This window comes from Pseudomonas sp. FP453 (assembly GCF_030687495.1).
In the GTDB taxonomy this organism is placed as follows: domain Bacteria; phylum Pseudomonadota; class Gammaproteobacteria; order Pseudomonadales; family Pseudomonadaceae; genus Aquipseudomonas.
In genome coordinates this window covers 5,354,823-5,377,099 of the sequence record NZ_CP117435.1, presented here as the reverse complement: position 1 = coordinate 5,377,099, position 22,277 = coordinate 5,354,823, and the positions used below count along the sequence as shown (strand labels likewise).

17 protein-coding genes and 1 pseudogene are annotated in these 22,277 nt (G+C 55.7%); 10 read left to right on the top strand and 8 right to left on the bottom strand.

Annotated features, from left to right (window positions below; translation table 11 throughout):
* Window positions 1-75: 75 nt before the first annotated feature.
* The gene (locus tag PSH87_RS24450) at window positions 76-564 is read right to left on the bottom strand and encodes a DUF3015 domain-containing protein (RefSeq protein WP_026137099.1); all 489 of its coding nucleotides are present in this window, start codon (window positions 562-564) and stop codon (window positions 76-78) included.
* 268 nt (window positions 565-832) lie between these two features.
* Between PSH87_RS24450 and PSH87_RS24445 the strand changes: the two genes are divergently transcribed.
* Both PSH87_RS24445 and PSH87_RS24440 read left to right on the top strand, forming a co-directional pair.
* Window positions 833-3,271, top strand: a complete 2,439-nt coding sequence (locus PSH87_RS24445; protein ID WP_305431431.1) for a Lon protease family protein — start codon at window positions 833-835, stop codon at window positions 3,269-3,271.
* 304 nt (window positions 3,272-3,575) lie between these two features.
* On the top strand, window positions 3,576-3,884 hold the full coding sequence (locus tag PSH87_RS24440; protein ID WP_017739156.1) for a hypothetical protein: 309 nt from the start codon (window positions 3,576-3,578) through the stop codon (window positions 3,882-3,884).
* A 3-nt stretch (window positions 3,885-3,887) separates the two neighbouring features.
* Here PSH87_RS24440 and PSH87_RS24435 read toward each other — a convergent pair whose 3' ends face one another.
* Window positions 3,888-5,711 carry a hypothetical protein gene (locus tag PSH87_RS24435; protein ID WP_305431429.1) on the bottom strand — a complete coding sequence of 608 codons (1,824 nt, stop codon included), beginning with the start codon at window positions 5,709-5,711 and terminating at the stop codon, window positions 3,888-3,890.
* A gap of 161 nt (window positions 5,712-5,872) precedes the next feature.
* Between PSH87_RS24435 and PSH87_RS24430 the strand changes: the two genes are divergently transcribed.
* A complete protein-coding gene (locus PSH87_RS24430; protein WP_017739158.1) occupies window positions 5,873-6,361 on the top strand; it encodes a TIGR00645 family protein in 489 nt (162 codons plus the stop codon).
* Window positions 6,362-6,376: 15 nt separating this feature from the next.
* Here the strand turns inward: PSH87_RS24430 and PSH87_RS24425 are convergent.
* Both PSH87_RS24425 and PSH87_RS24420 read right to left on the bottom strand, forming a co-directional pair.
* A pseudogene (locus PSH87_RS24425) lies at window positions 6,377-7,811 on the bottom strand (ArnT family glycosyltransferase).
* Between the two features lie 144 nt (window positions 7,812-7,955).
* Window positions 7,956-8,465, bottom strand: coding sequence for a hypothetical protein (locus PSH87_RS24420; protein ID WP_305431427.1), 510 nt, complete (start codon window positions 8,463-8,465; stop codon window positions 7,956-7,958).
* 162 nt (window positions 8,466-8,627) lie between these two features.
* Here PSH87_RS24420 and PSH87_RS24415 point away from each other — a divergent pair, with 162 nt between their 5' ends.
* From PSH87_RS24415 to PSH87_RS24405, 3 genes are all read left to right on the top strand, one after another.
* Window positions 8,628-9,164, top strand: a complete 537-nt coding sequence (locus PSH87_RS24415) for a sigma-70 family RNA polymerase sigma factor (RefSeq protein WP_026137100.1) — start codon at window positions 8,628-8,630, stop codon at window positions 9,162-9,164.
* Window positions 9,161-10,108: a FecR domain-containing protein gene (locus PSH87_RS24410; RefSeq protein ID WP_305431425.1), complete on the top strand. Its 948-nt coding sequence runs from the start codon at window positions 9,161-9,163 to the stop codon at window positions 10,106-10,108. The genes PSH87_RS24415 and PSH87_RS24410 overlap by 4 nt, the downstream gene beginning before the upstream one ends.
* A gap of 96 nt (window positions 10,109-10,204) precedes the next feature.
* Entirely contained in the window at window positions 10,205-12,649 is a 2,445-nt protein-coding gene (locus PSH87_RS24405) for a TonB-dependent siderophore receptor (protein ID WP_305431424.1), read from the top strand.
* Between the two features lie 190 nt (window positions 12,650-12,839).
* Here the strand turns inward: PSH87_RS24405 and PSH87_RS24400 are convergent, their stop codons facing one another.
* The 4 genes from PSH87_RS24400 to PSH87_RS24385 all read right to left on the bottom strand — a co-directional run bounded on the left by PSH87_RS24400 (window position 12,840) and on the right by PSH87_RS24385 (window position 17,721).
* A complete protein-coding gene (locus tag PSH87_RS24400) occupies window positions 12,840-13,100 on the bottom strand; it encodes a DUF6124 family protein (protein WP_305431423.1) in 261 nt (86 codons plus the stop codon).
* A gap of 1,237 nt (window positions 13,101-14,337) precedes the next feature.
* Complete coding sequence (locus tag PSH87_RS24395; RefSeq protein ID WP_305431421.1) at window positions 14,338-15,243, bottom strand: plasmid partitioning protein RepB C-terminal domain-containing protein; 906 nt, start codon at window positions 15,241-15,243, stop codon at window positions 14,338-14,340.
* A gap of 1 nt (window position 15,244) precedes the next feature.
* On the bottom strand, window positions 15,245-16,159 hold the full coding sequence (locus PSH87_RS24390; RefSeq protein ID WP_305431420.1) for a plasmid partitioning protein RepB C-terminal domain-containing protein: 915 nt from the start codon (window positions 16,157-16,159) through the stop codon (window positions 15,245-15,247).
* A complete protein-coding gene (locus PSH87_RS24385; protein ID WP_305431419.1) occupies window positions 16,156-17,721 on the bottom strand; it encodes a recombinase family protein in 1,566 nt (521 codons plus the stop codon). Before PSH87_RS24385 ends, PSH87_RS24390 begins: the two co-directional genes overlap by 4 nt.
* Before the next feature lie 114 nt (window positions 17,722-17,835).
* Here PSH87_RS24385 and PSH87_RS24380 point away from each other — a divergent pair, with 114 nt between their 5' ends.
* The 4 genes from PSH87_RS24380 to PSH87_RS24365 all read left to right on the top strand — a co-directional run bounded on the left by PSH87_RS24380 (window position 17,836) and on the right by PSH87_RS24365 (window position 22,166).
* Window positions 17,836-18,189 (top strand): hypothetical protein, encoded by a 354-nt coding sequence (locus tag PSH87_RS24380; protein ID WP_236295553.1) that lies wholly within the window; start codon window positions 17,836-17,838, stop codon window positions 18,187-18,189.
* 362 nt (window positions 18,190-18,551) lie between these two features.
* Window positions 18,552-19,685: a nucleoid-associated protein gene (locus PSH87_RS24375; RefSeq protein WP_305431417.1), complete on the top strand. Its 1,134-nt coding sequence runs from the start codon at window positions 18,552-18,554 to the stop codon at window positions 19,683-19,685.
* A gap of 2 nt (window positions 19,686-19,687) precedes the next feature.
* Complete coding sequence (locus PSH87_RS24370; protein ID WP_305431415.1) at window positions 19,688-20,950, top strand: hypothetical protein; 1,263 nt, start codon at window positions 19,688-19,690, stop codon at window positions 20,948-20,950.
* A gap of 322 nt (window positions 20,951-21,272) precedes the next feature.
* Window positions 21,273-22,166, top strand: a complete 894-nt coding sequence (locus tag PSH87_RS24365) for a hypothetical protein (protein WP_305431414.1) — start codon at window positions 21,273-21,275, stop codon at window positions 22,164-22,166.
* Window positions 22,167-22,277: the final 111 nt, after the last annotated feature.

Sequence of the window (22,277 nt, the reverse complement as noted above, 5' to 3'; positions counted from 1 at the left end):
TCGGAAAAGTGAGACCCAAAAGGGGGCGGGTCCAAAAATACAGCCCGCGCCTGGAGAGGCGCGGGCTGGTCGAGCTTAAGCTTGGGTCGCGTATTTCGCCAAGCGGGCATCGCTTTTCAGTACAGACAGGGTGTTGTTGTGCACGTCGTCAGCGGTCACGTCAGCCTTGCTGAAGATCTGCTGGAAGTGCTCGTGGGTCACGGCCGCGAAGTGCTCGCGATCTTCCGGCGCCACGCCCAGTACCACCGCGTAGGTGGTCAGCGCTTCGCCATTGCCCTTGGCCATGTCTTCGGACAGCTCGTTCATCATGCCATTCATGGCAATCCAGGACTTGCCGCCATAGGTCAGGGCGCTGTTGGTGCTGCAACCGTTGGTGCCCGAGGTCATGCCGAAGGTGGCGTTGCCGGACGTGCCGTTGGTGGTGGAAGCCAGGAAGTGGGCTGGCGTGCCGCGCTGGCCTTCGAACAGCATGTTGCCCCAACCGCAGTTCGGGCCGCCTGGCGATTCTGCCATTGCATTGAGGGAGACAACGGTGAAGAGAGTACCGAGAAGGATCCGTTTCATAGCTTTGTTCTCTTTGTGTGCAAACCAATGGACAAGGGTTCAGGCGCGTTGCAGCGCCCTAGGGGCCAGTTATTAGTCCAACCCGCGCAGTTTGGAGTTTAGGCAGGTTCAAGGGGTTCCGTGGTTTTTTATAAAACAATCAGAGATGTCGTGCTTTTTTTTGTAGGACCTGTTCCGTGTCCACGCTTTCCCAACGACGCGCCTTGCCAGAGCGCGCAAGCGAGAGCCAGAATGCCGACATCTGCCCCGCCTGATGTAAGGAAGCCCGATGCCTGATCCTGTTGCTGCCAGCTTGCGTCTAGCGCCCGAAGCGCTGACTCGCCCTTTCTCCGCTGAACAGTTCAGCTTCTCGACCACCAATGATTTGGAGCCCTTTCGCGGTGTGCTTGGCCAGGAACGTGCGGTTGAAGCGTTGCAGTTCGGTGTGGCCATGCCACGCCCCGGTTACAACGTGTTTGTCATGGGCGAGCCGGGCACTGGCCGCTTCTCGTTCGTCAAACGCTACCTGAAGGCTGAAGGCAAACGCCTGCAGACCCCGTCGGACTGGGTCTACGTGAACAATTTCGATGAGCCGCGCGAACCCCGCGCCCTGGAATTGCCCGGCGGCGCTGCGGCGGCGTTCATCAACGACATCAACGGGTTGGTCGACAACCTGACGGCCACCTTTCCGGCGGTCTTCGAACACCCCACTTACCAGCAACGCAAAAGTGCCATCGACCGCGCCTTCAACCAGCGTTACGACAAGGCCCTGGACGTGATCGAGCGCCTGGCCCTGGAAAAGGACGTGGCGCTCTACCGCGACAGCTCCAACATCGCGTTCACGCCGATGCTCGACGGCAAGGCCCTGGACGAGGCGGAGTTCTCCCAGCTGCCGGAAGCCGACCGCGAGCGTTTCCACACGGATATTTCCGAGCTGGAAGAGCGTCTCAACGAGGAGCTGGCCAGCCTGCCGCAGTGGAAGCGTGAGTCCAACAACCAACTGCGCCAGTTCAACGAAGAAACCATCACCCTGGCCCTACAGCCTTTGCTCGCGCCGCTGTCGGAAAAATACGCGGAAAACGCCGCCGTCTGCGGTTACCTGCAAGCCATGCAGGTGTACCTGCTCAAGACCGTGGTCGAGCAATTGGTGGACGACGCCAAGACCGACGCCCAGGCGCGCAAGTTGCTCGAAGAGCAATACTGCCCAAGCCTGGTGGTGGGCCATCCGGTCAACGGCGGCGCGCCCGTGGTGTTCGAACCGCACCCGACCTACGACAACCTGTTCGGCCGTATCGAATACAGCACCGACCAGGGCGCGCTCTACACCACCTATCGCCAGTTGCGCCCGGGCGCTTTGCACCGCGCCAACGGTGGTTTCCTGATCCTTGAAGCCGAGAAAATGCTCAGCGAGCCGTTTGTGTGGGACGCCCTCAAGCGCTCCCTGCAATCGCGCAAGCTGAAGATGGAATCGCCGCTGGGCGAGCTGGGCCGCCTGGCCACCGTGACCCTCAACCCGCAGATGATCCCGTTGCAGGTCAAGGTGATCATCATTGGCTCGCGCCAGTTGTACTACGCGTTGCAGGACGCCGACCCGGACTTCCAGGAGATGTTCCGCGTGCTGGTGGACTTCGACGAAGACATCCCGATGGTGGACGAAAGCCTGGAGCAGTTCGCGCAGTTGCTCAAGACCCGCACCTCGGAAGAAGGCATGGCGCCGCTGACCTCGGATGCGGTGGCGCGGTTGGCCACCTACAGCGCACGGTTGGCGGAGCATCAGGGCCGTTTGTCGGCGCGTATCGGTGATTTGTTCCAGCTGGTGAGCGAGGCGGATTTCATTCGCCACCTGGCCGGCGACGAGATGACCGATGCCGGGCACATCGAGCGTGCGCTCAAGGCCAAGGCCACCCGTACCGGGCGTGTGTCGGCGCGGATTCTCGACGACATGCTCGCCGGGGTGATCCTGATCGACACCGACGGTGCCGCGGTGGGCAAGTGCAACGGGCTGACGGTGCTGGAAGTCGGTGACTCGGCCTTTGGCGTGCCGGCGCGGATTTCCGCCACGGTGTACCCGGGCGGCAGCGGTATTGTCGACATCGAGCGTGAGGTCAACCTCGGCCAGCCGATTCACTCCAAGGGCGTGATGATCCTCACCGGTTACCTCGGTAGCCGTTATGCCCAGGAATTCCCGCTGGCGATCTCGGCGAGCATCGCGCTGGAACAGTCCTACGGTTACGTGGACGGTGACAGTGCGTCGCTGGGCGAGGCGTGCACCTTGATCTCGGCCCTGTCGAAAACGCCGCTAAAGCAGTGCTTTGCCATCACCGGTTCGATCAACCAGTTTGGTGAAGTGCAGGCGGTGGGCGGGGTCAACGAGAAGATCGAAGGTTTCTTCCGCCTGTGCGAAGCGCGCGGTTTGACCGGCGAGCAGGGGGCGATCATTCCCCAGGCCAACGTGGCCACGCTGATGCTTGATGAGAAGGTGTTGCAGGCGGTACGCGCCGGGCAATTCCATATCTATGCGGTGCGCCAGGCGGATGAAGCCTTGAGCCTGCTGGTGGGCGAGCCGGCCGGTGCGCCGGATGCGGAAGGGCAGTTCCCGGAAGGCTCGGTCAATGCGCGGGTGGTTGAGCGTTTGCGGGTGATTGCGGAGATGATCAGTGAGGAAGACCTGAAGGAAGCGGAGAAGGAGCTGGCGCAGCAGGCGCTGGCCGAAGCCAAGCCCACCTGAGGCTCGGTCCCCTGTGGGAGCTGGCTTCTGTGGGAGCTGGCTTGCCTGCGATAGCGGTGTATCAGTCAACAGAGAGGGTGGCTATGAGTCAGTCATCGCAGGCAAGCCAGCTCCCACATTGGGCCTGCGGTGATATGTCATGAAATTGACTCGGGTTTGGGACCAACGCCCGTTGGTCCCTACAACCTTGGTTTCTCGCGGTTTTCTTCTATTCTCTGCTCAAGGGATCTCCACAGGAGTCGCAGGATAGAAACAGCCTCGCCAAGCGTTGAGGCTGAACACCGATCTACCGAGGGTCGCCGCCATGCCGCGCAGCCTTTGCCTTACCCGCCAGTGCCTGGGCCTGGTTACCCGTATCGAATGTTCCATTCGCCCTCTTGCCGGGGATAACGGGCTGTGGACCTTGTTGTTTGCCGCCGGAATGACCGGTGAACAGCCGTCCACCATCAAGTCACAAGGCCCGTTTCATGGGCCGGTCGTGGCAGAAACCATGCTTGAATCAATCGTCGACAGCCTCACCCTGCATGGCTATGAGCAGGCCGGCGATCCGCAGATCTGGAGCCTGCACATGCAGGCCCATTTGCGACAGCTCAATGGCGACACCCATCACTGAGCGCTATTTGCTCTCGGGCTTGTCCAACTTGACCTCGAAACCGTATTGCACGGTGCTCAGGTCGGTGCGCTGGTAGCTTTCCAGGGTGGTTGGCTGGCCGTAGAAATAATGCACGTCAAACATCGCCGTGCCGTATTCCTCGGCGCGGTGGCTGACGCCGAGGATTTCCTTGAGGTAATGGCCGCTGGCGTCCTTGGCATAGAAGCGCCAGCTGTCGGCGGGGAATTCTTTCTGATCAACAATCAGCGCGTTGTCCTTGAGCGACAGGCCTTTGGGCAGCTTGCTGGTATCAATCGTGGCTTTCTCGATGGTGGCCAGAAACAGCGGGATCGAACCCACCACATACGCCGGGTTTTCCGGGAACAGGTTGAGGTCGTAGGTGAGGGTGCCGCGCACCGGATTGAGCTCGAAGGCTTCGCTCGGCAGCTCGATAGGCTCGCCGCGTTCGCCCTTGTCGTCGGCGGTGAAAAAGGTGATCGGTGATTCACTGCTGTTGCGTTCGGCACCGACCAGGTCGTCATTGAAGGTGAACGGGTGGTCGAACACGATATGCGCGGCGCTGGCGTCTTCGGTGGACTGGCTGATGGTGACGCTGTTTTTCAGCTGGTCTTCGGTCAGGGTCGCGTCTTTCAGCCAGCTCGCGGCACCGTCGTCATACACCGTGACGGGCATCGGCAAGGCTTGCACGGTTTTTTGCAGGCTGTTCTTGTCGAAGCGCAGTACCGGCAGGTCGAGGTCTTTGCGGGTGAGCGTGGCCTTGGAAAAATCCAGCACGCTGATCTGCAGGTTGTCGATCACGCCATTGAAGTAGACCTTGGCGTAATGGCTGCTCTGCTTGTGTTCGAAGTCTTTCTGTTGGTCGACGAGTTTTTTCTCGAAGGCCTCGGACCAGGCCGTCTGTTTTTGCATCTCGGCCAATTGTTTCTCGTAGAACGCCACCTGCGCGGCGCTTTCGTTGATCGAGCCCGAGCGTGTGAGAAATTGCCCGGTGCTGTCCCGCGCCTCGACCAGCAGCGGGTTGGGCGACTCGTCACCGACCTCCGGGGCCAGCGGTGCGCTGTTGCTCATCTCGATCTCGGCGTAGTTCTTTTCCAGCAACAGCAGCTTGAGGGTGACCGTGCCTTCGGTACGTGTGCGCCCGACGTCCTGTTTGCCCAGGTCAAAGCTCAGGACTTTGCCCGGCGCGATCACTTCCACCGTGCCTTTGAGGCTGACGGGCTGCGGCTGGCTCTTGTTTTCGGTCTCGATACCGTCGATGAACGGGTAGGTGACGGTCAAGTCATCGGGGTTGGTCAGGTTGGAACTGCTGGGGCTCAACTGGATGCCGGGGTCGGTTTCTGACCATTCCGGCTGGAAGGGAATGACTTTGTTGTTGCTCAACGTTACCGACTGCCACTCCAGCCCATGGGGGAACGGGAACTGGTCCGGGCTGTTGAAGCTGAAGGGGAAGACCGGCTGCAAGTCCGTCAGGTAGTCGGAATGGGAGGCTTTGCGCAGGACGAAAAGGCCGTTGATATAGGTGTCCACCAGCGCCTGGGGCGTAGGGTAATGCGTCAGCAGGGCGAGGGAGTTTTCACCGTATTCGGCTTCGATGGGTTTATCGGCGAGTTTGACCCGCGCCCGTTCCAGCAACAGCAGCGAACCGCCAAGGTCGGCGATGGCGTCGCGCAGCTTGGGGTCCTGGATGCTGTCCAGGGAGTGTTCGAACTTAGCGGTTTTCTCTTCGAGGGTGGCTTGCTTCTGCTCATCTTTGGGGGAGCAGCCGCTGGCCATCAGCAACACTGCACACAGGCCGAAGCTGGCCAAAGGCGTTCGCACATCCATCATCTGAGTTTTCCTGTCCGACGTCATCGAGCCGATTTAATGGCCTCGACACTAGCAGAAAAATTCTCTTACAGATGCGCCCAGGTCAGTTTTCTCGCGGTTACAGGTGTCTGGTAGCGGCTGGTATACTCGCCGCCATTTCTAGCCCCGCTGTGTGAGATCCCATGGAACGCTTTATCGAAAACACTATGTACGCCTCACGCTGGCTGCTGGCGCCGATCTACCTGGGGCTGTCCCTGGGCTTGCTGATCCTGGCGTTGAAGTTCTTTCAGGAAATCATCCACGTCCTGCCCAACGTGTTCACCATGTTGGAAGCCGACGTCATCCTGCTGCTGCTGTCGTTGATCGACATGGCGCTGGTGGGTGGTTTGCTGGTGATGGTGATGATTTCCGGCTACGAGAACTTTGTCTCGCAGCTGGATATCGATGACAACAAGGAAAAGCTCAACTGGCTGGGCACCATGGACTCTTCCTCGCTGAAGATGAAAGTGGCGGCGTCCATCGTGGCGATTTCCTCGATCCACCTGTTGCGCATCTTCATGGACGCCAAGAACGTCGATCCACAGCACCTGATGTGGTACGTGATCATTCACATGACCTTCGTCGTCTCGGCGTTTGCCATGGGTTACCTGGACAAACTGACCAAGCACTGATGCACCGCGCCGGCCTTATTGCTCGATGAAGTAGTAAGGCTGGCGGCCGATCGCCATCTCCTTGATCACCTTCACCGGCTCTTCCAGCCCTTTGGTGTGATCCGTCAACGCAACGTTGCCGGGTTTGGCCGTCAGGAAGGCGCGCAACTCGGCCTCGGTTTGCAGGAGCGGCACGTAGCCCTGCATATAGAACACCCCGGCCCCGGCAATCCGCTCGTTTGGCTGAAATATCGCCACTTCTCGACCTTCTGCTTGCAGCGCCTGGAGCTGGCTGATCACCGGCACGAAGGACTCGCGCTTGTCGGCTTTGGGCGCAAACCAGAAGGCCGTGGTCAGGTAACTGGCAAACAGTGCGGCAAATACGCCGCCAATGATCTGCCGGTGGTAGCGGTACACGCCGGGCTTGCGCTCCTTCAAGCGTTCCAGCAGTACGCGAGCATATTCCGCCGCCAGCACAGCGGCGGCCGGCGTGAGCGACATCAGGTACACAGTGCGCTTGCTGGACGCCAGCGTCAGCAAGGTGAACTGCGCCACCAGCCAGATGCAGAAAAACAGCTGATAGCGATTGCGCATCAGGCTCTTACGGAAATGCCACAGGCCCAGGTACACCAGGATATTCCACGGCAGGAACGCCTCGGGCAGCTTGGCGATGTAGTAGTAGTACGGTTCGTAATGCCCGGCTTCGACAAACGAACCGCTGAAGCGGCCGACGCTGTTGGTCCACAACACTTCACCGACGGCCTGCATGCCGCCGCGCTGGAACAGGAACGCCAGCCAGATCATCAGCGGCACCAAGGCCAGCAGGGTAAACAGCCCAGGCTTGAGCCAGTCGCCGATGCGCAGGCGCTTGTCCATCACACTGGTTACGGCCAGGTACACAAAAATCACAATGCCCGGCATCGCCAGGCCCAGCACGCCTTTACTCAAGGTAGCGATCACCATACCCGCGGTGAACAGCGCCCATGCGCCCACCTTGGAACCCGCGTTTTCGGGGCGCATCGCTTGGTAGAACGCCAGCAATGCGGTGGTCACGCCGAGGCTGAGCAGCGAGTCTTCACCCACGCCGCGCACGTTGCTCCAATAACTGGCCATGGTCGCCAGGATCAGCGCCGCGCTAAACGCCAAGGTCTGCGGCCGGCCGAACTTGCGCAACATCCCGTAGAACAGCATCACGCTGAACAACCCGGCGAACGCCGAAGCCAGGCGCACCGCCCAAGTGGTGCCGCCAAACAGGCGAATCGCCCCGGCGTCGAGCCACAGGCTCAGGGGCGGTTTTTCCAGGAACGGCTCGCGAAACAACTGCGGCACCAACCCAGTTGTTGTCCAGGTGCATGGCCATCGCAATCCCGGCGACGCGGGCTTCGGTGGAACCTTGCAGCTCATGGCTGCCAAGGGCGAAGAAAAACAACAGGGCAACAAGCAGGAGCAGCAGAGGAACAGGACGCGTCATGGATTCTGGCTACCAGGGCGGGGGAGCGCTCGGGGGGAGCGGTCATTGCAATGGGCTAGTATCGGTTGGCGATTCTGAATATTTCGTGAACGGATGGATAAATAGTGAAGGGGCGGCCCCTGCGCCGATCTGGCCGCAGGAGGGTCATATGGGCACAGCGCCTATCACCACAAACCCCAGAGGCCCGCTACGTTTCTCCACCCGCACCCAACCCTGATAAGCACCGCTGCCGGCGTCGCAGATTTTGATCTGTTTGTTCACTTCCGTATCGAACACGTGGATGCCTGTGCAACTACGGTGACCTCTACCCGCGTATTCGTACGCGGTGTCGTAGCTGCTGAACGTTCTGCTTGTAAGAAAAATGACTGCTGCTAGCAGTGAGACCATGACTACGGCACTCGCGACGAAGGCGCCGAGAAAAACTTTCAACCGCTCCAGCGCTTTTTTGCGCAGCCATTCGCCCTTCCTGGTGTGCCACAGGTGCAATAGCCATGCGATTGCCAGCACTGGCGATGAGATCAGACAGATTTTTTCGGCCATCGGTTTGAAGTGTACAGAGGGCCAGACTATGAGTACCCAGCCCAGCAGCAGCGCCGTGACCAGCACGAAGCCAATGACGACCGGTATCAGGTAGGTGTAGGAATTTCTATTCAATGCAACGTTCGTCCTTGTAGGCAAAGCTTGCTGCCGTTGTCTTTTGGCGGCTGGGGCAGTGGGTCCATTGCGGCGGCCTATTCTGCGGCTTGATCGCGGACAATTGCCATCCCCGGGCCTTTAAGCTAGATTGCGATTCATTCTCAAATGCGCGCAATTACCATGTCGGCCACCCTCCCTCCCCACGAAGCGCCCCAGTCGATTGCCCGTCTGTACAGTGACCACCACGGTTGGCTGGTGCGTTGGCTGCGGGCACGGCTGGGGTGTTCTCATCAGGCGGCAGACATGGCCCAGGACACCTTCGTACGCCTGCTGCTCAGCGAGCGCAAAGGGCCACCTGCAACGCGCCTGCAACAACCGCGTCCCTATCTGGCTACCGTTGCGCGACGGGTGATGATCGACAGTTTTCGTCGCCATGGGTTGGAGCAGGCTTACCTGCAAGCGCTGGCCCAGCAACCTGAAAGCTACGCGTTGTCGCCGGAAGACAAGCTGTTGATGCTCGAAGCGCTGCACGCGGTGGATGCGATGCTCGATGGCCTGGGGCGCAAGGTGAAGCAGGCGTTCCTGCTCTCGCAACTGCAAGGTCAGGGTTACAAGGAGATCGCCGCGACCCTGGGGGTTTCGGTCAGCTCCGTGACGCAATACGTGGCCAAGGCTTCGGAGCATTGCCTGCTGTTTGTGCTGGAGTCGGAGTTGTGACCCTCGACGACAAACGCCAGGCCCTGCGCGCCGCTGCACAATGGTTGGCCCGGCGAGCAGGGGCGCCGGACGACGTGGCGCTGGAGCAGGCGTTTCGCCAATGGCACCTGGACAGCCCGACCCATCGCTGGGCCTGGCAGCGTGTGGAAAACCTGCAAACCCAACTGGGCCAACTGCCCGGCGCCGTGGCGTATCAAACGCTCGATCACGGGCCAAGCGCCGGCCCGACGCTTAACCGCCGTACGCTGCTCAAAGGCCTGATAATGGTTGGCGGGGTTGGTGGCCTTGGCTGGTCCGGCTACCGGCAGGCCCCGTTGTGGTTGGCCGACCTGCGCACGAACGTGGGCGAGCGGCGCAGCGTGCAATTGGCCGACGGTACTCGCCTGGTCCTCAACACCGCGACGGCCGTGGATATCGAATTCACCGGCCAATTGCGCCTGATCACCCTGCGCATCGGCGAGATCCAGGTGCAAACCGGCCAAGATCCGCGACCCTTTGTGGTGCGCAGCGCCCAAGGCGATATGCAAGCACTGGGCACACGGTTCGATGTACGGCAGAACGACGGCAGCACCACCTTGAGCGTGTCGGAGCATGCGGTGCAGATCCGCCTGGGCGATGGCCGCACACAGTTGGTCAACAGTGGGCAGGCCATCACCTTCCATCATGGCGATTTTGGCCCGTTGCGCGCGGCGTCGCCGGGAAGCGAGGAGTGGGTGCAGGGCCGCCTGCTGGTCGACGCCTGGCCGTTGCGGCAGGTGTTGGCTGAACTGAGTCGGTATCGCGTCGGCTATCTGGGCTGTGCCGATGACGTGAGCCACCTGCTGCTGTCCGGTGCGTTCCCCCTGGACGATCTGGATGCCGCGCTGGCTGCCGTCTCGCGCGCGCTGCCGGTGGCCGTGGTACGCCGCACCCGCTACTGGACGCGAGTGGTCAAAAAAGCCTGAGCGCAAAAATAAATGCGCGACCTCTGTAGAAAACCGAATCCCCGCTCGACCTACTCCTGAACTTATAAAACTCTGCCCATTACGTCAGGAGCCCCCATGTACCTCCAGCAAACAGAGGACGTTTGTCTTCGCACCCATCGGCCACGCAAATCCACACTGGCCACGACGATTCTGTCGGCCGGCCTGGCCTTGCAGTGCATCGCCCTGGCGCCCCTGGCGAATGCTGCCGAGCAGGCTCAAGCCAGCGCCGAGCAGAAGGCTTTTCGCATCGCGGCCGGTCCTTTGGGCACAGCGCTGACGCGGTTTTCGGGGGATGCTGGCGTCGTGGTGTCGTTTGACGCGAACCTTACCGCCGGGCGCAATACGGCGGGGTTGAATGGGGTATACAGCGTCGAGCAGGGTTTCGCGCTGTTGCTGCAGGGCAGTGGTCTGCTGGCGCAGAAAGTCGATGAGCGCACCTACCTGGTGTCTGCGGCGCAACAGGGCGACGCCATCAGCCTCGGCCCGGTCAGCATTCGCGGCCAGGAGCTGGCGCAAACCACCGAGGGCAGCGGTTCCTATACGACCGGCTCGACGAATTCCGCGACCAAGATGAACCTGAGCCTGAAAGAGACGCCGCAGTCGGTGTCGGTGATTACCCGCCAGACCATGGATGACTTCAACCTGGCGTCCATCGACGACGTCATGCGCCACACGCCCGGCGTCACGGTCGCGACCTTCGACAGCGAGCGCACCAACTACTACGCCCGCGGTTTTGCCATCCAGAGCTTTCAATACGATGGCATTCCCACCACCCGCAACGACGGTTACTCCGCCGGGCAAACCCTGAGCGACATGGCGATTTACGACCGCGTCGAAGTCCTCAAGGGCGCCCCGGGCCTGATGACCGGCGCCGGAGGCCCAGGCGGCACGATCAACCTGATCCGCAAGAAACCCACTGCGCAATTCCAGGGGCATGTCGATCTGGGCGCGGGCTCGTGGGACAACTACCGCTCGGAACTCGACCTCAGCGGCCCGCTGACCGACAGCGGCAACGTGCGCGGACGGGCGGTGATGGTGTATCAGGACAAGCATTCGTTCATGGACCATTACGAACGTAAGACCAACGTTTACTACGGCACGCTGGAATTCGACCTGTCACCGGACACCTTGCTGACGGTCGGCGCCGACTACCAGAACAACGACCCCAAAGGCTCCAGCTGGACCGGCAGCCGCTCGTTGTTTGACACGGCGGGCAATGAAATCAGCTTCCCGCGCTCCTATAACAACGGCCCTAAATGGAGCGGCTGGCAACAATACAGTCGCTCCGTGTTCGCCACGCTGGAACACAACCTCGACAACGGCTGGGTCGCCAAGGCCAACTACACCAATCAGCTCAACGGCTACAACGCACCACTGGGTTACGCATCGCCCAACAGCACCACCACCGCATCGGTGTACGCCGCCAAATACACCGGCCGGACCATCAGCAACAACCTCGACATGTATCTCTCCGGACCCTTCAGCCTGGCGGGCCGCGAGCATCAGTTGGTGGTTGGCACCTCGACTTCTCGCTCGCACTGGAAAGACAAGGACTACTACAACGGTAGCCACGGCAACTACGACCTGTACGGCTGGGACGGCGACGATAACGAGCCGGACTGGGGTTCGCCGAGCATGACCAAGGATGACGTCACCCGGCAAAACGCCGTGTATTTCTCCACCCGCCTGAGCCTCACCGACGACCTGTCCCTGCTGCTCGGCTCGCGCCTGACCGACTACCGCCTCACCGGCACCAACGACTCAACGGAGACCGGCAAAGTCATCCCTTATGTTGGGGTGGTCTACGACATCAACGACAACGTTTCGGCCTACGCCAGCTACACCGAAATCTTCATGCCGCAAATGCTACGCCCCGACCGCAACAACAAAATGGTCGAGCCCGACGAAGGCAAAAACTACGAAGTGGGCCTCAAGGGCGAATTCTTCGGCGGCCGCCTGAACACCAGCCTTGCCTACTTTGAAGTGCACGAAGAAAACCGTGCCGAAGAAGACACCGAATACAACAACAACCCCACCAACCTGCCACTGGATTGGGCCTACGTCGGTATCAAGGCCAAGACCAAGGGCTACGAAGCCGAAATCTCCGGCGAGCTCGCCCCCGGCTGGCAACTGCAAGCGGGCTACACCCATAAGATCAGCCGTGACGACAGCGGCAAAAAGATCTCCACCTGGGAGCCTGAAGACCAACTCAACTTCTACACCAGCTACAAACTCACCGGCAGCCTCGACAAACTCACCCTCGGCGGCGGCGCCCGCTGGCAAGGTAAGGGCTGGCAGGATGCCTACAACTACGGGAAGGGGGTTAATCAAGTGTTCTCTCAGGATCCTTACTGGCTGGTTGACCTGATGGCGAGGTATCAGATCAGTAAAAGTCTTTCGGCGTCGGTGAATGTGAATAATGTGTTGGATAAGAAGTACTTCACCAATATTGGGTTTTATCGGTCGTCGTATTATGGGGATCCGCGGAATGTGATGGTGTCGGCGCGGTGGAGTTTTTGAGGGTGGGGGAGAGTAAGAGGGCGATACGCTGGGTCCAAGCCTCAAATGTGTAAACGATGTCCCCGGTTTCAGATGTAAACGATGTCTACGGTTCTACAACCACGTGTGTTTCGCGTGATGCGAGGCAGGTTGAGCGCTGAAGACTCTTAAGGCCGAGTTGCTGTATGGCGACTCGGCCTTTTGATTTTTGCTACCGCGGAGACGGTGACGTATCGGTTGTAGGGTGCAGTACGACCAACACCCGCTCGATCAGCAACTCACCCAGCACGATTAGTTGTTGGCTACCCAAAAGCTTCTGACGGTTTTCGCCTTCGAGTTCGAAGGCCAGATCGGTGGTGATAGCGTTAAGCGAGGCCAGAGTTTCGCTGGCTTGAATCAGTAGGATTTCGGGGTCAATGTTTTGAGCGACCTCGAAAAGACTTGTCGGGGGATTGGGGGTGATTTTTTTCATGATGAAGCTCCCACACTGTTTAAGGAACTGCCGCCCCCTGCTGTCAAACAGGGTTGGGTGGCAGCTGTACGCAGGTTGACAGACCGGAAGTGTAGGAACCCGGCGCACCCGAAGATGCCCCACGCACAGCCGCCATGAACGAGACGGAATGCGTGAAGCATGCCGTTAAATCATGGGGTGTGAAAGGTTACACTTTTCGGCCTGTCAAAGCCGGTCGCTGATGAGCAACGACGGGGAACGTTAGCGCTGTGGTTGGGGTTGCGCCAGTTCATCGGCGGCGTGACATCTTGAAGGAAAAATCCGAAGGTCCGTCGGCTGGGCTTTCCAGCCCTCAGAAACAACAAAACCCGCACTTGGCGGGTTTTGTCGATGCTTCGAATTGGTGGAGCCGGGGGGATCAGATTTTTATCGGTAACGTTATGTTTTTAAAAGGTATTTTTAAATTATTTCTGCGTGTGCCCCCATAAATGCCCCCTGTGACCAATTTCCGATGAGCGGTATTAAGGGAGTTGAACTGGCGTCCTGAATTAGCGTTCTGCGGCAGCGCAATGCGAGTCAATTTTGGCATTAGATGAAGCTTGTCGCGTGTAGCAAAGTAATCGGTTCTCTGGTGATCTGAGCGAAGGGTAGCTTTCTGATCTCGTTCTTGGGTTTCTTTCGCGGTGATGCACCTTGGGTTCATCTACGTTGATTTGATCTGAGGTGCGGCATGAGACACTCAATGGTTACCTGTTATAACTGTGGCAAAGCAATGGTTCCGAGATCCACATATAGCCGTGGTTTCTGGAGCTATTCACCCTCGTCGAATCATTGTCCTTTTTGCCTGAGTGAGAACTGGCACGGTGGAAAACCAAGGTTAGAGGCACGGACGTTTGCGCTGGCTGGCCTGGCTTTGGGGATTCTAGCCTGTGTTTTTGTGGGGGCGCTTTTGTTCAAGGTGCAGTGGTGGCTAGGTGTTGAGGGACAGTGGCCTCTATTGGCCCTTGGAACCTGTGCCGTGTCGGTGGCTGCGGGATATCGGTTTTACAATTGGTTTGTAGACTGCTGACAAGAGATTTCTGTCTAGGAATGCCAGTAGGCAACCAGCCCAGTGCAGTCATTGAGACAGTAGGTATGGAATTGCTGACATATGCTCTAGGTTTATCCCGAGCTATCAGAAAATGTCCTGAATATTGCCAAGTAATTGGCAAGTTCCTGTGGTTGGTCCAGCTTTCTATCTTCTCGCCAGGTCGGTTCGTCACTCTCGCTCAGGCTTCCTTGCGTCGGAGCTAACTGCCTCCATGATTGCGGTTAGTTCATCTAGAAGTTCGCTGTGGCAACGCTTTAAGTAGCCCGATATGGGTTCATTGCGCAGCAGACGAGCGAGATAACCCTTGGCAACGACTAAAAACAGCATGGTCTCCCCCAGCGTGTCCTCCACGACCTTGTAATCGTGAAAGAGCTTTTCCATCTCGCGTTCCATCCTCGCCAGCTCCTCGACGCTGACCTCTGCGGACAGCTTGGATTTTTTTTCGATCAACATATCCGGCCGTGAAGCTGCAAGTACCATTTCGGCGTAAGTTTGGGTAAAGCAATTGGCGGATACCATGAGCTCCACGGTTTCGATTTGGCGCATGGGTTTCATTTTTCTCAGTGTGCGAAATACTCCTTGGCTGACCATTTTGACTTTAAGCATTTCTACTACTTCGGGCGCGATGCCATCGAGCATGCGCTGTCGATCATGGATTCTCTCGACATTGATACCCAGAACCTTTGCTATCATGGCGGGGGAAATGCCTTTACGCACAGCGGTGAGAATCATCTTGTGCTCTTGCACAGGCGTTAGGCGGTTGATCTGCCGGTTGTATGTGAAACCTTCGTCATCGATTGAGAGTAAGCACAGTGCCTCAGTGGCGCCCAGCGCTTTAAGTGCTTGCAGGCGTAGATGGCCGTCTAGCAACACGAAAGCTGCGGTCCCCTCCACATTGGTCTGCTGTCGATGCACTGCCAGCGGCTCAATAACGCCTAACTCCCTAATCGAAGTTAGGATAGTTAAGTATTTTTTTGTCTGTTCTATATCTTTGTCCAAAGATCGGGTCGGAAGGATTCGGTCAACGGGGATTGGGATGATCTGCCGTTCAAAGCCTTGTTTCACTTGGCCCATATCACACCTCTCCTTGAATACGGTCAGCCAGCGACTTAGGCATGTCTGCGATATTTTCGCTGCGTAGTAAGGTGCAGAAATAGTCGTCGGCCAGCAGTCGGCGCATAGCAGTAACGATGATCAATACTCGCTGCTCATTGATATCGGCCTTTTTGAGCATGACTTGTTGGCGTCTGACTTCGCTCTGATAAGTACTCAAAAGTTTTTGAGGCGTCGTCGATTGCTCGGCGGCTGATCGCTTTTGACCGTAGTTTTTTCCTGAAAATCGACGCCTATCTATCAGGCGTCTCACCTTAATCAGCTGTTCTCCCTTCAAGAGGCCCGTTTCATAAGCTTCCACCATCGCGACCTGTACTTCCGTATCACTCGACCTAGCCACCATTGTCGCAAGTGTGATGGGTAACCAGCCTTTTTCGACTGCTGAAATGAGCCGCTCTTCTCCTTGACGTAAAAGTAGAAGGATTGCGTTGATGTAAGTGGGATCCAGACTGGTCTTCATGCTGATCTGTTTGGTGGTGTATCCGCGATCAGACAGAATTTGAATAGAGTAGAGCAGGTCCTTGTTCGTGTGCTTACGGCGGGCCAAGTTTTCGACCAGGCTGATTAGAAACCGGTCAGCTTCACTGGCACTGACGACGACACAGGGAATTTCGCGCTCGCCCAAGGCGCAAAAGGCTTCGTATCGACCTTGCCCGCACACTAGTTCGAAAACATCAGAGTTGTCTTGGTCGCTGCTTGGGGTAACCGTAATCGGTCGTTTCAGGCCTAGGTTCGAAATGTTTTCGACAAGTTTGGCAAACACTTGTTTATTACGCGCGCGAGGATTGAGGACGCGGATACGATCCAGGCTGACCATTAGGATAGTCGTTGCTTCCCCAACATGTAGTGGGCTACGAGGATGGTGCGGCATATTCATGCGGCTCTCCCCACGACCGTTCGACGAGAAAGTTGCGCGAGTGCTTCGAGGCTGTCGTAACGATAGATTTCCAGATTGGAGGCGTTTGACTCGCTCAGACGAATATTGGGTTGTTGAATATCAAGGGTAGGCAGGATGTAGTAATCGCGGGCGATTTCTTCCCCTGGCTCCATTCGAACGGCAACGGTGATATCAGGTGAAAGACCAAGATCGAAGCGTATTTTCCAGCGATTCGTGCCCGAGTCAGCGCGCCGGCAGCGACACAGGACGAGAGAAATCAAAAGCTCTTCGTTGACTAGAAGCAGGTCGCTGGTTGGGTCGATTGCAACTCTTCCTCCGACTTGCTGAATATGCTCTACGGTTCGAGCCAGCAGGAGAGGATGCATCAACCGAAGCTGATGATTGGCGGCGACATAGCCGTAGTCCCGCGAAGGGGTATAGCCTATGCGCGAGTAGGTACGCAGAAGACTGCCAAACCGGGATGTATAGGCTGTGGTGGAAGGGCAGTCGTCAGACTCGTTGATGATCATGCCGGATAAATAACCCGCTTTCTCGTATAACTTTTTAAGCCTCTCCAACATTTCGGCGTCGGACATGCGGTAGCTGCGCGACTGGATGATTTCTTGGGCTGCGGCGAATAGTATGTTGTCAACTAAAGGGGGAAATACACCGTTAGCGCGTATCCATTGTTCGGGATCATTCCTCACATGTTCTTGTTTAAGTTTGAAGGAGGACCGGTTCCAGACATTGTTGCCGATGTATTTCTCGTTGGTCAGGATTTGATGAACTCCCCCTTTGGTCCAAGGCCTGGCTAGGTCATTTTGAAGTCCTCGACTATTCAGTTGTTGGGCTATCTCGGCCTCTGAGTAACCCGCTTCAACAAAACGCTGATAGATCCAATGAACAGTTGCAACTTCCTCCAGTGGTCCGGGAATAAGTTTCACACGGTCGGTTTGGATGCTTTTGTGTTCGCCAAGCGCTAGTTCTGCTTTAGGGTTGCCAGCAGCGTCCACCAATTGACGCCTAAGCCCGTAGCCCGCTATTCCCCCTTGCCGAAAGCCTAACTGTATGAGGCGGGATTGGCCCGCAAAGACTTTGACAGACAATTCCCGGCTGTACTCGCCCGCCATCATGCGCTTCAGACTTTTGACGATATTAGATACGGGCGAGCCATCATTGGAAAATTGCTCCGCGCAGTAGTGAACCGACACACCTGCCTGTCTGCAACGGACCTCGAAGCTGGCGGCCAAGTCCGGATCTTGAAAGCGCCCCCAGCGGCTGACGTCGTAGACGAGAATGGTCGAAAAACCGAGAACATCGCTTTCAACATCGCTGAACAGTTGAATTAACGCGTCCCGCCCTTCGAGGCGAAGGCCGCTTTTTCCTGCGTCGGTATAAATTTTGACGATTTCGAGAGAGTGCGCTGCTGCGTAAACCTTGATGGTGTCAAGCTGGTTTTCAGTTGAGTACTGTTGATGCTCTGTGGACATCCGGACATACGCCGCTGCCAAACCTGGTTCTCGGCGTGAGTGTTCTGATTTAGCGCTTTTACCACTACGCATACGCAATAGCCCCTGCGTGCATCCACACTGGGAGTGCGCCATCGGGACGCATTCAATCTACTTGCTACTTAAGCAAGCGGTTTCTTTCAACCATAGAGGATTTGAGGGGGAAAAATGATTCCTAAAAAAGGCAAAATTTTTCCGGACAAACAAGACTATGCGTCGGGACTTGCGGCAGCATTACAAAGTGAGTTGGGCTCCACGCACCAGGCCGTGAAGACATTGATGAAGTGGACGAATGCAAACGAACGTACTGCTAAAAACTGGCTGAAAGGGACTTGTGGCCCTCGTGGTGAGCATCTAGCCCGTCTGGTTCAGCACTCCGACGCCGCATTGGCAACTTTCCTAAATATGTCCAAGCGAAACAGCTCAGTAATAAGCGCTACGCTTCCATCATTGAGGAATGATCTAATGCGGGCGGTGATTGCAATTGACTGTTGTTTGTCGGTGGCGGATGAGCTGCCCTAGCTCAATGATTTGCCCCGGGTTTCGTCGACACCCGACGGCCGCTTGCTGCCCCTCACGACAGGCAGCAATCGGCCAAAAGCAGTCATTCCGATGCGTCTACGAAATTAGTGGCGATTCATCAGGTTTCGCAACGATGCTGAAGTCCTGACGTGAGCTTGCTAGTTTTCCCTAACTCGGCAAGACGAACGGCCTGGATCATTTTTCTGTATGGATGTACAGTTGTATGGCGGTGTCGGGTGCGCGCGTGAATAGGCAAGGATTCCATTTGACGCTTCACGCGCAGCGATAAGCCCTGAAGTTTGTTGGGTAAGATGTTATTTTCAGTGATTCCATATTGATGTTATCGGAACGGAATTCGACCTATGATCACACTGAAAACCGCCATCATCCACAGCTTCAAAAAGCTGGCGAAGACGAGCTTTATCTCCGAAGTTGTGAAAAAGGATGTGGTGCTCAATACCGAAAACCCGGCGTTACAATTTCTTGTGAATGGGATCCACGGTCTCATTGGTAAGGAAGGCAATAGTGTGGTCTATGGTCAGTTCGCCAATGATGAGCGCCAAGGTCCATTTCCGAGACGTTTCACTGAGTTTGTAGCCGTCCAGGATGATGAGGCCCAATTCATCGATCTGACTCACTTGGCGATGGATCAATTGGTAGAACAGGCGGGCAATCAGGTGCTGTCGACCGGCGGACATATTCTGTGTGCGCAATACTCCTCAGGGGCTTCCAATTTTTTCCTCGTAGCCAGCATGAAGGAGCGTGATGGCATTCAGCTGGACGAAAATTATGTGCCTAAAGAGATTCAGGAAGTAGATCTGAGCAAAGTACAGCAAGCCGCTCGGATCAATCTGGGTAGTTTTGTCGCCATTCAGGCTATGGCAGCTGCTGCCGCCTCAGCGCCCGAAACGACCGAAGATGAAACGGCAGAAGAGGCCGACTCAACTTACCTGTGCTTCATTAGTCGTGGTCGCGATAGCCAGGCGTCCGACTACTTCATCTCTGCACTGGGGTGTGCAAAAGGAGTGGCTTCGGGGCGTGCTACGAAGAATGCTATCGATAACGTAGCAAAGTTTTTTCGCGATAAAAAATCGTTAAAAAGTTTCGGCTACAGGGCTAAAGAGGCAGTTATCAAATATTTAGAAGCACAATTGGCTGCAGGCAAGTCTGCACGATTGGACTCCATTGTTCACGCCGCAGTCGCTCATGTCCCTGCTGACCTGGTGGATGAAATTGCGGGCCTTAAAGATTATTTGAATAGTGAAAAAAACAAGGTGCCTGACGATTTCACGGTCAACGCGAAAACGCTCAGGGAGAAGACTCGAATCAAAGGTGATGCTTCCAATTGGTCGCTGCAGTTCGAACGTGGAGCGCTTGGGAAGGATCCGGCAGCAGACGTCTATTACGATGAGGGGCGCAAGAAATTGATCCTGTCCAACATGACGACCGAACTGATCGATGTGATCGAGAAGGAATTACAGGCAAGGATCAGCTGACAATGTTCTCTCATGTGGTAGCCCTCTACCGCGCCCTTGGGGCACCCGTCATTGAAGATGGAATCGTCAGTTATGAGGGGGCGCCAACGGACGACATCATTAGCACATTACGACAATGTGATGGGTTGCCCGCGGCCTACGGAAAGTTCGAGCATCTTTCTGTGGAGACCGACGCTGTTGAGATAGAGTTTCGCCTGCCTTCGAATGAGTCGGGACGCTTTTACAGCAGCCTAGGCGAGTTTGTCGCGCGAAACGGCTCTTTGGGAAAGGGCCATTTTCCAAGCAATGTTTACATCATTGAGCTCTGCTGGTCGGACAGCGATGAGATTGACCCCCCGGAGATCAAGTCTCTCAGACGGGTTTGCCGGCTAATCGAATTGCTTGCGTTACTAGCAATCGGCGTTGACAAAGACAGTAGCCCAGATGGTTATAACCTATTTTTTGCCTTACCTCCTGATGGAGCCAAGCCCCCGAGAACATTCCTGCTGCCCACTCAGGTTGATATCAAAATTCTTGATTATGAACTCAACCATTTGAGTTTGCTGGAAGAAATCCTAAATCGAAAAAACGAAAACAAGGCACATCTCTCCGAGCGTAAGTTAATGATTCGGATGGCTGTTGCCAGTGTTATTGAAAAGTTCGAGAGCGAGTCTAATTTGCTCCTTGTGATCGTGCGGGAGTGGCGTGAAGTTCTGGCTACTTATCGTGCCAATCTCCAAACCTACGTCTACAGCTTTTCGTTTGAGCGGGTTAGACGCGAGGTAGCCCAAGCCGAAATTGACTATGGCACCAAGCTAAGCGGAGTACTTGGTGACATTGCAGGTAAGATGCTGGCCTTGCCGATATCTTTTGCCGGTTTGGTAGTCCTGGAGAATACCACCTCAAAATTCGAAGCTTTCATCCTTGTCGTTGGTCTGGCGGTAGTCTCGATAGTCTTGCTTGCAATCTTACGCAACCAAATGCTACAAGCTGAGCGCCTGTTGCACAGTTTTAACGTTATTTTCGATGAGTTTAAAGACAAGATAAAAACGTATCCCCCAAAACTTCAGGGTCTACTCAGAATTACCATCGATCAAGTCGATAAGCAGGGCAAAACCCTTAGTAAGACGTTTCAGTTACTGAAGGGACTATCCATGTTGCCAATCGCTGGGGCTTTGCTGTTGGCCTTAGTCAAATACTGGGATGGTTTTTTGTGGCTATCGATGTCTGTTTTATCAATCATATTTTCTGCCCCGACGGCTGATCCGATTTTTCTTAGCCCATAAAACAGGATTTGGATTAGGAGTACTGACCGGCTCTAGATTCGTAGATACTTTAGAGTAACCGCTTCTGGCCGATTGCAGACTGTCGCACAGGGCTGCTTCCGGCCAGGAGCGGTCAGTCTGAACGGCTGCCGTCTGCCCATAGCGGCCTTGGACAATGGACAGATAACGTTCATAACCAGTTACCTAGAAATGGCTCCTTAGACACACATCGCATACCAAAACGGCCAGAAATAGCGTACTCTGACTGCTTATTTATGGCAGGGTGGTAGATTAACTTACCCGTCGGCCTACTCAAGGAATAGTAACAAGTGGACGGATTCACATGAATGATCTTTTGGCTGTTCTCCAGTTCCAGAATCTTTGTTTGATCAAGGACGCAATAAGCAGAACGATTGATGCCCAAGAGGAGGTATCCCCTGAGCAACTATCTAATTATCTATTTAGAAGAGATGTTGGGGACAGAGACAAAGCTGTTATATCTGCACATCTCACTACGATAGAAGGCCAGCTTGAAAAAATTCTGAACCCTGAAAATAAGTACTATAAACAACAAGGCTTGTTTTTAGAGTATTCAAAAGGGATCACGCGATTCAACGAGCTTACCAATAGCATCCCAGTTGAAGGCGGCACCCTAGCGGACAATATGATCATTGGTCAGCATTTTTATCAATCTGCTCGCTCGGCCTACATTAAAGCCCCCGTACTTTGTCAGGGGAATTTAGATATTTCCATAATCCCAATAAAGCTAAGGCTCGCAATTGAGGTTTACTTCAAAAACCTGATAGGTTTTTCAAGCGCAAAGTCCACTTACTTAAGTGGAAAAAGAAAAGGCAGAGAATTTAACTTTCCGCTTCAAATATCTGATCTGCTGTCATTTTTCTCTCATGCTGAATATAAAAAATATGCAGACCTTCCGGTTTCAATATCAATTCTAAAAGATATTAATTTCTGGTCTAATAAGTTGATTCATACTGGGCTCATAAGCTATCCGTGGCAGAGCATCGCAGCTGTCGAACTGCTTAAGCCACTTTTTAAGACTGAGCTTGATGATGGGCGATGGAATATTGAAGGGTTCAATTATCTTAACTTGAACTATACCCAGGAAGCACTAGCCGAAGACCTCGGTAAGTATTTATCAAATCAAAAGGCCGGCGTGGTAGTTAATCTTTTCAAAAGAGGCGGCAGACCGGTAGAAGGTTCTTATTATAAATCTTGAGATGAATTCATTGAGCTTAAGCACCTTGAAAACTGGTAGTGAAAAATTGGCGAGCACAGTCCGATACTTAGGGCCAAGGTCGATGACAATTTAGCGGTGGCGGCAAAAACC

Bases quoted from the DNA above. Each gene is read 5' to 3' on its own strand.
- PSH87_RS24450 (WP_026137099.1), bottom strand. From the start codon at position 564: ATGAAACGGATCCTTCTCGGTACTCTCTTCACCGTTGTCTCCCTCAAT.
- PSH87_RS24445 (WP_305431431.1), top strand. From the start codon at position 833: ATGCCTGATCCTGTTGCTGCCAGCTTGCGTCTAGCGCCCGAAGCGCTG.
- PSH87_RS24440 (WP_017739156.1), top strand. From the start codon at position 3,576: ATGCCGCGCAGCCTTTGCCTTACCCGCCAGTGCCTGGGCCTGGTTACC.
- PSH87_RS24435 (WP_305431429.1), bottom strand. From the start codon at position 5,711: ATGATGGATGTGCGAACGCCTTTGGCCAGCTTCGGCCTGTGTGCAGTG.
- PSH87_RS24430 (WP_017739158.1), top strand. From the start codon at position 5,873: ATGGAACGCTTTATCGAAAACACTATGTACGCCTCACGCTGGCTGCTG.
- PSH87_RS24415 (WP_026137100.1), top strand. From the start codon at position 8,628: ATGTCGGCCACCCTCCCTCCCCACGAAGCGCCCCAGTCGATTGCCCGT.
- PSH87_RS24405 (WP_305431424.1), top strand. From the start codon at position 10,205: ATGTACCTCCAGCAAACAGAGGACGTTTGTCTTCGCACCCATCGGCCA.
- PSH87_RS24400 (WP_305431423.1), bottom strand. From the start codon at position 13,100: ATGAAAAAAATCACCCCCAATCCCCCGACAAGTCTTTTCGAGGTCGCT.
- PSH87_RS24395 (WP_305431421.1), bottom strand. From the start codon at position 15,243: ATGGGCCAAGTGAAACAAGGCTTTGAACGGCAGATCATCCCAATCCCC.
- PSH87_RS24390 (WP_305431420.1), bottom strand. From the start codon at position 16,159: ATGAATATGCCGCACCATCCTCGTAGCCCACTACATGTTGGGGAAGCA.
- PSH87_RS24385 (WP_305431419.1), bottom strand. From the start codon at position 17,721: ATGCGTAGTGGTAAAAGCGCTAAATCAGAACACTCACGCCGAGAACCA.
- PSH87_RS24380 (WP_236295553.1), top strand. From the start codon at position 17,836: ATGATTCCTAAAAAAGGCAAAATTTTTCCGGACAAACAAGACTATGCG.
- PSH87_RS24375 (WP_305431417.1), top strand. From the start codon at position 18,552: ATGATCACACTGAAAACCGCCATCATCCACAGCTTCAAAAAGCTGGCG.
- PSH87_RS24370 (WP_305431415.1), top strand. From the start codon at position 19,688: ATGTTCTCTCATGTGGTAGCCCTCTACCGCGCCCTTGGGGCACCCGTC.
- PSH87_RS24365 (WP_305431414.1), top strand. From the start codon at position 21,273: ATGAATGATCTTTTGGCTGTTCTCCAGTTCCAGAATCTTTGTTTGATC.